The following is a 14,245-nucleotide window of genomic DNA, read 5'->3' as shown; positions in this document are numbered from 1 at the left end:
GGCTGCGGGCGGCCACGTCAGCCCCAGTGCGGCGGCTTTTGCTCCTGGAGCCAGGCGTCGTGATCGTAATTGTCAGGCTGGTCACCCCAGCGCCGGGGGTCGTCCTCCGCCGCCTTGTTCGGCAGCACACCCTCCGGAACGGTGGCCTGTGCCTCCGAACGGCGGGACGTCTCCCTGGCGGCCTCCTGGGCCGCCCCGTCGCCGGTCGATTCCCCGGTCGATTCCCCGGTCGATTCCCCGGTCGATTCTCCGGTCGATTCGCCGGGCTTCGGCCCTGCGGTGTCGGCCGCGGCCCCCGTCGCGCCGGCTTCGTGGGCGCCGGTGTCCTTGGTGGCGCCGGTGTTGCCAGTGTCGTTCGTATTGCCGGTGATGCCGTCCGCACTCATGCCGCCGGCCTCCTTACTGCCTGTATTGCCTGTCATTGCTGATGCTGGTGCCTGCCGGCGGAATTCTTGGCCGGCACTCTCGTGGCCGCGGAACACCTGTCCCGCGGGTTCGGCCGCCACGTGGTACTCGGCGGCCCGCGCCTCGTCGATCGCCAGGTGCTCAATGCCGTCGTCGAAGAACCCGTGCGATGTCCGCAGCCGGCTGGACACGACGGGCTTCTCCAACCCGAGGTAGCCGCCAATCCGGTCGGCGCAGGCCGAGGGGTCGGTGAAGACCTCTATGGTCCAGAGGGGCATGTACCGCCAGCCAAGCCGCTCCAGGAGCTGCGGCCGGAGCCTGCTCCGTTCCCGGACGCTCATCCGCCGGTAGTGGCTGGTGCCATCCGACTCGATCGCCACCGGACGGGGAATCTCCGCATCGTCCTGGCCGATCGTGGTCATCGGATCGGCGGCCGCCACCATGTTCAGGACGCCGTCGTACTGGTGCCACACGCGTGCCCCGCGGGCCCGGAGCCGGTCGCCCAGGTCGGCCACGAGCGGATCGGCACCGAGCGCCTGCTCGCTGGCCGCGGCCCGGGAGGCGGGGCTGCCAAGATCCGTGTTGCCCGCGATCTCCCGGTCCAGGAGTTCGTAGAAGTCCACGGCGCCGTGGCTGAGGCGGCTGACATCGAGGTCTTCGGGCCGGAAGCAGCTGAGCACGTGCAGGGACCGGCGGGCACGCGTCATCGCCAGGGCGAATTTTGCCCGGCCCCCTTCGGCGGAAAGCGGCCCGAGGCTGTGGAGGGTGCGCCCATGCGGGGTGCGGCCATAGCCCGGGGAAAAAATGACGTGGTCGCGGACCAGGCCCTGGGCCCGTTCCAGGTCCACCACGCGGAAAGACTCATCCCCCGCCGTGAAGAAGCTGCCAAGCATGGGGTAGTTGGGCAGTTGCGCCCTGATGGCCTCGCCGATCCGGGCGGCATGGCGAAGGCTGCCGGTCACCACGGCCAGCGACGTCCGGGGGCGGAGCCGGGCGTGCTCGAAGACCAGCTCCACCGCGCGGTTGACCTCGGCAACAACCGATTCGACGCCGTCGTGGTCGGCGCTGGGCAGCCCCGTGCCGTCGGGGAGGTACTCCACGCTGAGGGCACGGTCCAGCCCCGTGGCGGATTGACCCTCCGGGAGGCGGGTGAGTTCCCCGCCGTAAAAACCCTTGCTGAGCTGGCGCACCAGGTCTTCATCGACCGCACGGTACACGGTCCTCAGGTTCCAGACCGGAAGCACGGCAGAGAGTGCCCGGTACGAGCTCTCCACGCTTTGGTAGGAGCTCTCCCCCGCGGCGAGCCGTTCGACGCCCACGGTAAAGGTCCGGGGGCTGGCAATCTGTTCGTCGCCGAAGGCGATGACCTGCCGGGACCGGGCGATCGCCGGGAGGACGGCCTGCAACGAGGTCGTCTCGGCGTCGAGGATCACGACGGCATCGAAGGTCTGCTCGATCGGCAGCAGGCCCGTCATGAGGTAGGGGCTGACGGACCACACCGGGACCAGGGTGGGCAGCAGCTCCTGCGCCTGGCCGCTCAGGGCTGCCAGGGTCACCCGGCCGTCCTTCAGCAGGCTGCGCAACAGCTCGGCCTGGCGGGGGTACGCCGCGATGGCAGCGCGCCAGCGCTCGGACAGGTTCCAGCGCAGCCGGGCGGCGCCGCTGGCGATATGGGCGTTGTCCGCGAGACGGTACTCCGCCTCAAGCTGGCGCAGGGCGTCGCCGTCGGACATGGCGAGGTAGTCATCGCCGCTGATCATGGCCTCCAGGGCCGACTGCCACCAGGCCAGCTCGAGTTCGGCGGTCACCGACCCCTCGGGGACCTCGCGCTCGGCAAGGTCGGCGAGGAGCTCGCCCAGGCCGTGCTCACGCATGCTCTCGACGAGCAGCGTGCGCTCCGGAAGGGTTTCAAGGGTCGCGGTGTCGGCCACGAGCCGCCGCACCCGGGGCAGCAGTTCGTCGTAGGGTGCGCGGTCCAAATCGCCGCCGGCAGCGGTGTGCTTGACCGCCAGGCCCAGTTCGGCCAATTCCGCTGCGAGCTCCCGGTACAGGCCGGTGATTTCAGCCAGCCCGGACGGCACGGCCGGGTGCCGCTGCGTGGTCGCAAAGCCGGACCAGGCGGCGCGCTGTTCCTGCACGAGGACCAGGGAGCTGTGCAGGTCCGCGATGTGCACGCCGGGCCGGATGTACTCCTTGGCCACCCTGCGCAGGCGTGAGCGCTGCATGGACGGCATTTCGATCCCGCGTTCCCGGCGCCAGGCGGAGGATGCGGTGGCCGAGATCAGGTCGTGGACGGGCCGGTCAAAGATGTCGGGAGTGAACTTGTCCAGGCTTTCGCGGACGGCGACGAGAAGTTCGATCTGCTCGCCCCATTCGGCGAAGGTCCGGCCGAGCCGGATCTCTGCGTGTTCCGCCACGGCATCCATGCGCCCGCGCAGCACCGGCAGTTTTTCCGCAACGGACTGGGCAACGCCCTGCGCTTCCTGGGTCTCCTTGCGGGTCAGCAGGCGCGCGCCGTGCCAGGGGCTGGTGGTCGACGCGCGGCTGAAGCTGCCGAGCTCGGCGGCGCGGCGGAGCCGGCCTGCGAGCTCCTCGCGGTCCCGGATATTGTCCAGCACGCTGCGCTTGAGCCGGACGGTCGTCGCCGGTGCCGGCTGGATGGAGGTCAGCTCTGCAAGGGACTGCATGGCCTCATACGGTGAGCAACCCCAGCGCGCCCGGACGTTGTGCAGGGAGGCTACGTGGTCCATCAGGGCGTGGCGGTGCCCGGTCAGTGTGGCGTGCAGGTTGCTCAGCTGCGGCTGCAGCGACTTCTCGTTGCGGACGATCGCGCGGACCAGCTGGCCCTTCAGCTGCAGCGGGCTGGCGCTGCCCGTGAGGTGCAAGAGGACCGAATCCAGGCCGAGGCCATCGAGCTGTCCGGAGATCTCGGTGAGGCTGGCGCGCCTGTCGCCAACCACCAGGACGGACTTGCCCTCGTCCACGAGGGCGCCGATGGTGTTGATGACGGTCTGGGTCTGGCCCGTGCCCGGCGGGCTGCTGACCACCAGCGAGTCGCCCGCCCGGACGGCATCGACCACATACTGCTGGTCCGTGTCGGCGTCGAGCAGCAGAAGCTCGTCGGCAGGGTCACGGTCGTCCGTGCTGGGGAAGCGGCCGGGTTCCAGCCCGGGCACGTCCAGCAGTTCACCGGAACCGGACCGGGCCAGCGCGGTGACCAGGGGGTTGTTCTGGTTGATCCACGGATCATCGAGGTTGCCGGAGAGGTCAGCAAAGGTGGAGACGAGCAGGTTGTGTTCGACCTCCGCGCCGTGAATCGGCTGGACGAGGGTGCCCAGGCGGTCCAAAACAGGCTGCGGGTCGTAACGGGCCGTGCTGTACGCCATCCGCGTCACCGCGTTGACGTCGAAAACGATCCCGTGGACGGTCTTGAGGTGCCGGACCAGCGCCGGGTTGATCTGCGCCTGTTCGGTGAGCTGCAGCTCGTAGTCGTCCTCGCCTGGGCGCACCGTGAGGGATATGGCGGTGAGCATGACCGGGGCCGAGATCCGTTGCGGCTTACCGCCGACGGCGGACGTCCAGACGACCGTGCCGGCAGAGAAATACCCCGCGTCGATGCCGCGGTCATTGGCGAGTTCGAAAATCTTCGAGCGCAGGTTGCGCGATGCCCGGGCCGCGACAACGAATTGCTGGCGGTCGCGGATCAGGGTCGAAAGCCGGGTGCGCCGCCCTGCCATCAGCTGGGCGAGCCCCGAGGGATGGGCATGAGTCAGGTCAATTGAGCCTTCGGGCGTCTTGGTGAAGCGCAGCATGGTATCTGCACCGGTGACGGGCTTGAGCCCCGACAGCCATTTCCTGAACTCCTCGGAGCCCTCGGGGTGGCCTTGACCAACTGACACTGCTGCCTTCTTTTCTGTGCTCGACTTCTCTGTGCCGGACCGCGGCGGGCTCGACTCTAGCGGGTTCGTCGTATCAACGCTCGTCTGTGTTGCGTCCGCGCTTTCCCTGGCCGCATCTTGTGTGCTCGCGGTTGCCAGGCTCGCGCGGGACGCCTTGGACCATACCGGCATGCTTTCGAGGGTAGCCCGAATCCCCCGCAGGTGCGGGGCCGCAACACTGGGCGGTGTGAAATTCAGGCTGAATTGTCAGAAACATTGTCAGGAACAAAATGAAATGGCCGGCCTCGAAAGGCCGGCCATTCAGATTGCTATTCCCACTCGATGGTTCCCGGCGGCTTGCTGGTCACATCCAGCACCACGCGGTTGACGCCTTCCACCTCGTTCGTGATCCGGTTGGAAATCCGGGCCAGGAGATCGTAGGGCAGCCGCGACCAGTCGGCGGTCATGGCGTCCTCGGAGGACACGGGGCGCAGGACAATCGGGTGTCCATAAGTGCGGCCGTCGCCCTGGACTCCCACGCTGCGGACGTCCGCCAGCAGCACCACGGGCATCTGCCACACTTCGTCATCCAGTCCGGCCGCGGTCAGCTCGGCGCGGGCGATCGCGTCGGCCTTGCGGAGCAGGTCCAGGCGTTCCTTGGTGACATCGCCGACGATCCGGATGCCGAGGCCCGGGCCAGGGAACGGCTGGCGACCGACGATTTCCTGCGGCAGGCCGAGCTGGGCACCGACCGCGCGGACCTCGTCCTTGAACAGGGCGCGCAGCGGTTCAACCAGTTCAAACTGCAGGTCCTCGGGGAGCCCGCCCACGTTGTGGTGGCTCTTGATGTTGGCCGCACCTTCGCCGCCGCCGGATTCGACGACGTCGGGGTACAGGGTGCCTTGGACGAGGAACTTGATCTTCTCCCCGTGCGCCGCTGCCTCGGCGATGATCGCCAGTTCGGCTTCCTCGAAGGCGCGGATGAATTCGCGGCCGATGATCTTGCGTTTGGTCTCGGGATCGCTGACGCCGGCAAGGGCGCTCAGGAAGCGCTCCTGCTCGTTGGCGACATACAGCTTGACGCCGGTGGCGGCCACGAAGTCGCGTTCGACCTGTTCGGCTTCGCCCTCGCGCAACAGCCCGTGGTCCACGAAGACACAGGTCAGCTGGTCGCCGACGGCCCGCTGCACGAGGGCAGCGGCCACAGCCGAGTCGACGCCGCCGGAGAGGCCGCAGATGACCCGGGCGTCGCCGATCTGGTCACGGATCCGCTGGACCTGCTCTTCCAGAATGTTGCCGGTGGTCCAGTTCGGTTCGAGCCCGGCGCCCTTGAAGAGGAAGTTTTCCAGGACCTGCTGGCCGTAGGCCGAGTGCTTGACTTCGGGGTGCCACTGGACGCCGTAGAGGCGCTTGTCCTCATTGGCGAACGCCGCGACGTCGGCTCCCGCCGTCGTCGCCAAGACCTCAAAGCCCTCGGGGGCTTCGTGGACGGAGTCGCCGTGGCTCATCCAGGTGCTCTGGTGCTGGGGCATGCCGGCCAGGATCGAGCGGCCCTCGCCGAGGGTGGTGGTCTCGGTGGCACCGTATTCGCGCAGGCCCGTCTGGGCCACCTTGCCGCCGAGGGCGTTGGCCATGGCCTGGAAGCCGTAGCAGATGCCGAAGACCGGGACGCCAGCCTCGAAGAGGTCGGCACCGACGCTGGGGGCGCCGTCGGCGTAGACGCTCGAGGGCCCTCCCGAGAGGATGATCGCGGCGGGGTTCTTGGCCAGCAGCTGCTCGGTGCTGTACGTATGCGGAACCACTTCCGAATACACATTCGCTTCCCGGACGCGGCGGGCAATCAGCTGCGCGTACTGGGCACCGTAGTCAACAACCAGAACCGGCCTGTGGGACGTCTGGGATGCAGTGGGAGTAGTCACCCCACTAGCCTACTTTGCGCCGCTGCCCGCCCGCACATTGAGAAGCCGGTGCGGGCCCGAATCGCGGGCTGAGGTAAGCGAACTCACATGCCCGACGGCGGCCGCCGGCGTCGTGTCACTGTTCCGGACGGTACTGCTCCGGAAGGCACTGCTCAGGACGGGTGCCGGGTCAGAAGGGGTTCAGTACCGCTGGGGCGCCTGCGGGTTTGCTGCCAGTTCGGCCTCGACCTCGGCGTGGAACTTCTTCTCGACGAAGAAGGACAGGAACGGCACGACGCCACCCAGGGCCATAACCACCAGCTTGGTGAACGGCCAGCGCATGAGCGACCACAGCCGGAAGTTGGAAATCAGGTACACGACGTACATCCAGCCGTGCACGATCAGGACCGTGATGGAGAGGTTGACGCCCCCGACCACCCCTGGCGGCTCGGCGTCGGCGAATCCGAGGCCGAACGGCTGGCCGGTGACGGCGTTGGTGCCGCCGGCGAAGAGGTACTGACCGAAGCCGTATCGGGCGATCAGTTCGGCGCAGAGCAGCAGCAGCATGGTGCCCGTCAGGTAGGCGAGCACCTTGTAGAACTTCAGGGCGGACCGGATTTGGGCCTCGGTACCGCCGAAGCGGCGCTTCTTCCCGGCTTTCCCCGTGCCGTTGGTGGACTGCGGCTGGATGGCGGGCTGGGGCTCGATCATGATTGCACTCTCGGGTCTGTGGGTTGGGGGGCTGTGGGTTGGGAGTCGGTGGGCGCTTCGGCCCCCTGGAAGTGGGCCGCATTGTGGTGGACTGCATCGTGGTGGGCCGCGTGGCGGTCGGCTGAGGGGTGTTCCTCGGCCGTTTCCTCGTCGAGCGCGTCTTCGAGGTCGCGGCGGTAGTCGTCCTTGACGAGCCGCCACCAGATGAACAACGCGAAGCCCGCAAAGACCACCCATTCCACGGAGTAGAAGAGGTTGAGCCAGTTGACCTGCTGCGCGGGCGGTTGCGGGCCGATCCGGAGGGGTTTGACGTCGCCGCCGGCAGCCGCGGCCCCGACGTCGGTGCCGCCGGCCAATTCGGTGGTCGCTGCGACAAAGCCCGGGTAGCTGCTGACGTTCCAGTCGTTGATGAGTTCGGCAACCGAGACGGCGCTGGCGCGGCCGGGTCCGGGATCCGTCCGCGGCAGCGGGGACTCGGACGGCAACAGCCGCCCGGTCAGTTCGATGGTGCCCGACGGCGGCGCCACGGCGTCCGCGGGATCCGCCACCCAGCCGCGTGCGACCGGAATCCAGGTCTGCGGTGTGGCCCCGCCGCCTTTCAGGGCCGGGGCGTCCTTGACGGCGAAGGCCGACACGATCCAGTAGCCCTTCGCCCCGTCATTGAGCCGGCCAGGGACGAGGACCTGCTTCTGGGGGTCGTAGCTGCCGGTGGCGGAGACCATCTGGTCAGCCACGGATCCGGGGAAGAACCCGCCCGGCTGCAGGACCGAAGTGAGCTGCCGCGTTTGCTCCGTTGTGGTGGAGACCGGGGCTTCGGCCTGCGTTGAACGGCCGAATTGCCACTGGCTGAGCAGCACAAAGACCCCGGAAATGGCGATCGCGAACACGAGTCCTGCGATCCAGCGGGGTTTGAGGGCAGTTTTCAGCACCCCTTAAAGGTACTTCGTCCCTGTGTAGAACAGCGAAACGGGCCCCCAGAGTGGGGCGGCAGGGTCCCTGCGTGGCGACGAAGTCGACACGAAAGGGCCCGCCCCTAGAGTGGGGCGGCAGGCTCCCCGCGTGGCGACGAAGTCGACACGAAGGGGCCCGCCCCTAGAGTGGGGCGGCAGGCTCCCCGCGTGGCGACGAAGTCGACACGAAGGGGCCCGCCCCAATCTCAGTGGTCGAAGAACACCAGGCTGGAATTGATCAGTTCGGCGATCACTTCGGCGTCGTAGGCGCGGCGGAGCGATTCGCGGAAGGACTCTTTCGACAGTGAGCGTGCCAGCGTCGCGAGCACTTCGAGGTGATCGGAAAAGGAGCTCGCCGGGGTGGCGATGAGCAGAATCACTGTGGCCGGGCCGTCGGCTGCGCCGAAGTCCAGCGCCCTGCCGTACTTCGTGATGCCGACCGCGATGGATGTCCGTGACACGAGCTCGCTGCGGGCGTGCGGCAGGCCGACACCGCCGGGCAGGCCGGTGGCGAGCTGGTGCTCCCGGGCATTGACCTGCTTGAGGAAGCCCTCGAGATCGGAGATTCGTCCGGCAGCATGCATGCGTTCCGCGAGCTGGGCAGTGGCGTCGAGCTTGTCCGTGGCATCCATTTCGAGGATCACCATCTCGGGTGTGGTGAGCTCGGCGTCGTACCGGTCCAGTGGTTCCGCCAAGAGATATCCCTTCGAAGTGGCGTCAGTGACGCCGGCCGGCAGTCCAATGACTAGCGTTGTAAACCTGCACTGCCGGCCGGCGCTGAGTCTCAGCGCAGGGGCACAATGTCCTCCACGCCCAGCCGTGCGGCATCGGCGGATTCGTCGTCCGGCTGCTGTTGGCTCAGGCGCTCGGCATCAACCCGGGCCAGATAGTGCTTGACTTCGCCCTCGCGCTGCGCATCACTCCAGCCGAGAACGTCTCCCATTAGTTTAGCGACTACCGGAGCGGCGGACACACCGCGGTCCCACGCTTCAATCGAAATCCGGGTGCGGCGGGTCAGGACGTCCTGGACATGCCGGGCGCCCTCGTGCGTGGCCGCGTAGACGGCTTCGGCGGCCAGGTAGTCGTCAGCGCCCGGCAACGGTTCGGCCAGTTCCGGGTTGTCGGCGATGAGCGCCAGCACCTCCGGCGTCATGGCACCGTAGCGGTTGAGGAGGTGTTCGATCCGGGCAACGTGGACGCCGGTCTCCTCCGCCATCCGGTTCCGCTGGTTCCACGCGGCCTTGAAACCGCTCGCCCCCAGCAACGGGACGGATTCCGTGCAGCTGGCCGGGACGCGCTCGTCCATGCTGCGCGTCGCCTCGTCGACCGCGTCTTTGGCCATGACCCGGTAGGTGGTCCATTTACCGCCCGCCACCACCACGAGACCCGGCACGGGGTGGGCCACCACGTGTTCGCGGGAGAGCTTCGCGGTGGAATCGCTTTCCCCGGCCAGCAGCGGCCGCAGCCCCGCGTAGACGCCCTCGACGTCCTCACGGGTCAGCGGGCGCTTGAGGACCTTGTTGACGTGCTCGAGCAGGTAGTCGATGTCCTTGCTGGAGGCCGCGGGGTGGGCCTTGTCGAGGTGCCAGTCGGTGTCAGTGGTACCGATGATCCAGTGCCTGCCCCAGGGGATCACGAACAGCACGGATTTCTCGGTCCGCAGGATCAGCCCCACCGTGGACTGGATCCGGTCGCGGGGCACCACGAGGTGGATGCCCTTGGACGCCCGCACCTTGAGCTGGCCGCGGTCTGTCACCATGGCCTGGGTCTCGTCGGTCCAGACCCCGGTGGCGTTGATGACCTGCTTGGCCCGGATTTTGAAGCTGGAGCCGTCCTCGTGGTTGACCACCTTGGCGCCGACCACGCGCTCGCCCTCGCGCACGAAGTCCACAACCGACATCTGGTTGACCGCGTGGGCTCCGTAGTGCGCCGCGGTCCGCACGAGGTTGGCGACGTACTTGGCGTCGTCGACTTGCCCGTCGTAATAGCGGATGGATCCGACGAAGGCGTCGTCCTTGAGGCTGGGGGCGGCCCGCAGGGTTCCGCGCCGGGTCAGGTGCTTGTGGAAGGGGACGCCGCGGCTGTGCCCGCCGGTGATGGACATCGCGTCGTACAGGGCGATTCCGGCGCCGACGTAGGGCCGCTCCAGGAACGGTTTGTGCAGCGGGTACAGGAACGGGACCGGCCGGGCCAGGTGCGGCGCCAGGACGGAGAGAATGAGGCCGCGCTCATGCAGTGCCTCTTTGACCAGGCCGAAGTCGAGCATTTCGAGGTACCGGAGGCCACCGTGGATGAGCTTCGAGGACCGCGACGACGTCCCCGCGGCCCAGTCGTTCGCCTCGACGATGCCCACACTGAGCCCGCGGGTCACGGCGTCGAGGGCGGCGCCGGCACCCACGATGCCTCCGCCCACGATCAGGATGTCGAGCTCTTTGCCGGGGGCGGTGCTGCCCCTGAGCACAGTGATTGAAGCCTCGCGGGCCGCTGGCCCGAGGGCACCTCCGGCCTCGGCAGAACCGCCGGGAAAACTGTTCATGTCACGCCTCCATCCGGATCAAACCTCGTAGGGCACCAGACTACGTCCAAGTTTCCCGGATGGGCAGGGCCCTCAACGGCCCGCGCGCGGTTTCAGTTGCCGGCGTACGGCGAGACGACGACGTCGACGCGCTGGAATTCCTTCAGGTCCGAGTAGCCGGTGGTCGCCATTGAACGGCGCAGCGCGCCGACAAGGTTGGAGGTGCCGTTGGTGTGGTGGCCGGGCCCGAACAGGACCTCTTCGAGCGGACCGACCGTTCCCACGTTGACCCTGTCGCCGCGGGGCAGTTCGAGGTGGTGGGCTTCCTGGCCCCAGTGCCAGCCCTTGCCGGGGGCTTCGTCGGCGCGGGCCAGGGCGCTGCCCAGCATCACGGCGTCGGCGCCCATGGCGATGGCTTTGACGATGTCGCCGGAGGAGCCCATACCGCCGTCGGCGATCACATGGACGTAGCGTCCGCCTGACTCGTCCATGTAGTCCCGGCGGGCTGCCGCGACGTCGGAAATCGCGGAGGCCATGGGCGAGTGGATGCCCAGGGCGCGGCGGGTGGTGGTGGTGGCTCCGCCGCCGAAGCCGACCAGCACGCCGGCGGCGCCGGTGCGCATCAGGTGCAGGGCCGGGGTGTAGCCGGCCGCCCCGCCGACGATCACGGGGACGTCGAGTTCGTAGATGAACTGCTTGAGGTTCAGCGGCTCGTGGTCCTTGGAGACGTGCTCAGCCGAGACAGTGGTCCCGCGGATGACGAAGATGTCGACGCCGGCGGCCACCACGGTCTTGTAGTGTTCCTGCGTGCGCTGCGGGGTCAGGGATCCGGCCACCGTGACGCCGGCGGCGCGGATCTCGGCAAGGCGGGAGGTGATCAGCTCAGGCTGGATCGGCGCCTGGTAGAGCTCCTGCATGCGCCGGGTGACGGCCGGGCTGTTGGTCTCGTCGGCCAGGCCCGCGATTTCGTCCAGTACGGACTGCGGGTCCTCGTACCGGGTCCACAGGCCTTCGAGGTCGAGCACACCGAGTCCGCCGAGGCGGCCCAGGGCGATGACGGTCTCCGGCGACATGGCCGAATCCATCGGCGCCGCGATGACCGGCATGTCGAACTTGTAGGCATCGATCTGCCAGGAGACGGAGACGTCCTTGGGGTCACGGGTACGCCGGTTGGGGACGATCGCAATGTCATCCAGGGAGTAGGCACGACGCCCACGCTTGCCTCGGCCAATCTCAATCTCGTAAGTCACTGCTCTAGGTTATCCCAGCGGACGCGGGGCGCCGCTTCGGCGTACTGTGGCGTCATGCTTTGGCGTAACGGACAGCGTTGGATATTCGACGGACACATTGCCGGGCTCGGCACGGGCTCGGGCCTGCGCGCGGTAGTGGGCCTGTGGACACAGTCCCCGTTCGGGTCCTTCACTGACGCGATGGTCCAGCTGCCCTCCGGCCACCGGATCCTGCTGGCACCGAGCGTCGAGGCCGCCGACTTCATCGGCGCGGTCTATAACTTCGACGAGACCTGCATCGTGCCCCTGGCATCAGAGCATGAGGCGGGGCAGCTCGCGGTCGACGCCGGGCCGCTGCGGATCCGCGCCCGGCTCGGGTCCCGCACCCGGCTGGGCGCCCTGGCGCGGCTGGTTCCCGGGGCTCTGGCGGTGCATCCGAACTGGCTGCGTGCGGTCAGTCCCGTTGCCGGCAGGATCCTCCCCGGCGTGCGCACTGCGGGCACGGCCAAGGGCGGCCGGCGGGAATGCTACGGGGTCACGGATCTGCACCGCATCGACTCCGCGGCCGTCAGCTGGGACGGCGCCGACGCCGGCCCGCTCGCCGCCGTCCGCCCCGCCGTCGGCTTCGGCTTCAGCAGCGTCCCGCCCGAGCCCAGCCTGGCCCGGGTGCGGACGACCATCGAGGGCGCTCCGCTTACTCGCCGCTGACGTTCTCGGTGTCCGGCACGGTGAGCTGGGACTCGAACATCCTGAAGTACCGGCCGCGGCGCGCCACAAGTTCCCTGTGGGTGCCTTGTTCCACGATGCGGCCGTCCTCGAGCATGTAGACCATATCGGCCTTCTCGATCGTGGCCAGGCGGTGGCTGATCGCGATGATGGTGCTGCTGCGGTCAGCGAAGAGCCGCGTGAAGATCCGGTGTTCCGCCAGCGCGTCGATGGCCGACGTCGGCTCGTCCATCACCATGAACGATGCGCCGCGGTAGAAGTTCCGGGCCATCGCCAGCCGCTGCCACTGCCCGCCGGAAAGGCCGGAGCCCTTCCGCCCGCGCGGGTCCTCCATCCAGTTGCTGACGTGGTTGTCCAGGCCATTGGGCAGTTTGTTGATGAATTCGAGGGCCTCGGCATCCGCGGCGGAGCGCCGGACCCGTCCGTCGTCGCGGGGCGAATCGACGTCGCCGAAGAAGATGTTTTCCGCCGCGGTGGCGAATTCATACTTCAGGAACTCCTGGCTGAGCACCGCCAGGTGCCGGTGCCAGGAGGTGACGTCGACGGCGGCGAGGTCCACGCCGTCGAGCATCACCTGCCCGGAGTCGGGACGGTACAGCCCGGCCAGGATCCGGATCAGGGTGGACTTGCCGGCGCCGTTCTCCCCCACGATCGCAATGTGCTGGCCCTGCCTGATGGTCATCGAAATGCCGCGGATCACCTCCAGTTCGCTGCCGGTGTAGGTGAAGCGGATGTCCCGCAGTTCGACCGTCTTCGGCGCCTGCAACAGCGGCGGGGCCTGGCCGGACGGCACGGGCAGGGCCATGAAGAGCTCGTAGTCCGTGAGGTTTGCCAGGTCCTCGTCGATCGAGCTCAGTGAGGAGACGAGGCTGTTGGCGGTCGAGAGGGCGCGGCTGACAATCTGCTGGACATAAAGGAACTGCCCCACCGGCTGGGCCCGGGCGATGATCTGGCCCACCACCCAGATCAGCGAGACTACTTCGGCGCCGTACTGCAGGGCATCGGCCGCGAGCTGTTTGGGGATGTAGCGCTTCTGGAAGTCCAGCCGGCGCTTTTCATCGGCGTCCCGCAGCCGGGAGCGCAGGCCCATGAGGTAGCCGACAATCCCGTAAAGCCGCATCTCGGCGATGTGCTGCGGACGCAGGAGGTTGGTTTCGATCATCCGGCGCTGCCGGCGCGAATCGACCTGGGTGTTCCAGTGCGCGATCTGTTCGCGGGAGAGCTTGAACTGCAGGTAGACGCTGGGGACGATCGCAACCAGGACGATCACGGCGATCCACCAGCTGACCAGCAGCAGCGCGCCGATCGCCAGCAGCACGGACACGAGCTGGGTGAAAATGGCGGCGATCCGGTCCAGGACGCGGGCGTAGGAGTCGGAGAAACGCTTCGCCCGGTCGTACAGGTCCACAGTCTCTTTGTCGTCGTAGCGCCAGAAGTCCAGGGTCAGGAAGCGCTCGTACATCAGGTCACCGACGATCGCGCCGACCCGGAAACTCATGAGCTGCTGGATGTAGCGGTCCACGCTGCTGAACGATCCCCAGAAGAGCCCGAGTGCCGCGGTAATGATGACGTACACGACGGCCTGCGCGCCGGCGTCGGCGTCGCCCGCGTAGGCGGCGGCCAGCGCCGTGGTGGTCAGGGCGGCGAAGTACGTCGTGACCAGCGGCAGCAGGGCCGAGATCAGCGAGCCCAGGACCTTCATGACGACGGCGGCGGGCGAGGCCCGGAAGCTCACCCGCAGCACCTGTGCCACGGCGCGGGCGTAGGGCTTGAGCGCGAGCTTGCGTTTGGGCGCGCGTGCCGGCAGGAGTTCGGACATGCCTCCAGCCTAGTTCCGGGACCCGGAACCGGGGCGTGAGCGGCACTGCCGCTGGGAATCGGGGCGCCCTTAAGCCGGGTGAGCCCGCCGAAACTGTGGTTTCGGCGGGCTCAC

Annotated in this window: 9 protein-coding genes; 1 reads left to right on the top strand and 8 read right to left on the bottom strand. The window is 68.0% G+C overall.

Translation table 11 applies throughout. The annotated features are described in order from the left end of the window. Positions 1-17 precede the first annotated feature (17 nt). The 7 genes from B5X90_RS04365 to B5X90_RS04335 form a co-directional block, all read right to left on the bottom strand. Positions 18-4,304: an AAA family ATPase gene (locus B5X90_RS04365; protein ID WP_079550221.1), complete on the bottom strand. Its 4,287-nt coding sequence runs from the start codon at positions 4,302-4,304 to the stop codon at positions 18-20. Positions 4,305-4,612: 308 nt separating this feature from the next. Next, positions 4,613-6,202: a glutamine-hydrolyzing GMP synthase gene (gene guaA, locus B5X90_RS04360; protein ID WP_079550220.1), complete on the bottom strand. Its 1,590-nt coding sequence runs from the start codon at positions 6,200-6,202 to the stop codon at positions 4,613-4,615. A gap of 180 nt (positions 6,203-6,382) precedes the next feature. Beyond that, on the bottom strand, positions 6,383-6,892 hold the full coding sequence (locus B5X90_RS04355) for a DUF3817 domain-containing protein (RefSeq protein ID WP_079550219.1): 510 nt from the start codon (positions 6,890-6,892) through the stop codon (positions 6,383-6,385). Continuing rightward, on the bottom strand, positions 6,889-7,821 hold the full coding sequence (locus tag B5X90_RS04350) for an SURF1 family protein (RefSeq protein WP_079550218.1): 933 nt from the start codon (positions 7,819-7,821) through the stop codon (positions 6,889-6,891). Before B5X90_RS04350 ends, B5X90_RS04355 begins: the two co-directional genes overlap by 4 nt. 227 nt (positions 7,822-8,048) lie before the next feature. Further along, on the bottom strand, positions 8,049-8,537 hold the full coding sequence (locus B5X90_RS04345) for a PTS sugar transporter subunit IIA (RefSeq protein ID WP_079550217.1): 489 nt from the start codon (positions 8,535-8,537) through the stop codon (positions 8,049-8,051). An 89-nt stretch (positions 8,538-8,626) separates the two neighbouring features. Further along, positions 8,627-10,378, bottom strand: coding sequence for a glycerol-3-phosphate dehydrogenase/oxidase (locus tag B5X90_RS04340; protein WP_079550216.1), 1,752 nt, complete (start codon positions 10,376-10,378; stop codon positions 8,627-8,629). Positions 10,379-10,470: 92 nt separating this feature from the next. After that, positions 10,471-11,607: a GuaB3 family IMP dehydrogenase-related protein gene (locus tag B5X90_RS04335; RefSeq protein ID WP_079550215.1), complete on the bottom strand. Its 1,137-nt coding sequence runs from the start codon at positions 11,605-11,607 to the stop codon at positions 10,471-10,473. 54 nt (positions 11,608-11,661) lie between these two features. Between B5X90_RS04335 and B5X90_RS04330 the strand changes: the two genes are divergently transcribed. After that, positions 11,662-12,294: a hypothetical protein gene (locus B5X90_RS04330; protein WP_079550214.1), complete on the top strand. Its 633-nt coding sequence runs from the start codon at positions 11,662-11,664 to the stop codon at positions 12,292-12,294. Here B5X90_RS04330 and B5X90_RS04325 read toward each other — a convergent pair. Next, complete coding sequence (locus tag B5X90_RS04325) at positions 12,281-14,131, bottom strand: ABC transporter ATP-binding protein (RefSeq protein WP_079550213.1); 1,851 nt, start codon at positions 14,129-14,131, stop codon at positions 12,281-12,283. The genes B5X90_RS04330 and B5X90_RS04325 overlap by 14 nt on opposite strands. Positions 14,132-14,245: the final 114 nt, after the last annotated feature.

It is taken from the genome of Arthrobacter sp. 49Tsu3.1M3 (genome assembly GCF_900168135.1).
Lineage (GTDB): Bacteria > Actinomycetota > Actinomycetes > Actinomycetales > Micrococcaceae > Arthrobacter.
The sequence above is the reverse complement of the archived record's forward strand: the minus strand, read 5'-3'. Positions and strand labels throughout refer to the sequence as shown.

What these genes read in the sequence shown, in the direction of transcription:
- B5X90_RS04355 (WP_079550219.1), bottom strand. Translation starts at nt 6,892, where the DNA reads ATGATCGAGCCCCAGCCCGCCATCCAGCCGCAGTCCACCAACGGCACG.
- B5X90_RS04325 (WP_079550213.1), bottom strand. Translation starts at nt 14,131, where the DNA reads ATGTCCGAACTCCTGCCGGCACGCGCGCCCAAACGCAAGCTCGCGCTC.
- B5X90_RS04330 (WP_079550214.1), top strand. Translation starts at nt 11,662, where the DNA reads ATGCTTTGGCGTAACGGACAGCGTTGGATATTCGACGGACACATTGCC.
- B5X90_RS04340 (WP_079550216.1), bottom strand. Translation starts at nt 10,378, where the DNA reads ATGAACAGTTTTCCCGGCGGTTCTGCCGAGGCCGGAGGTGCCCTCGGG.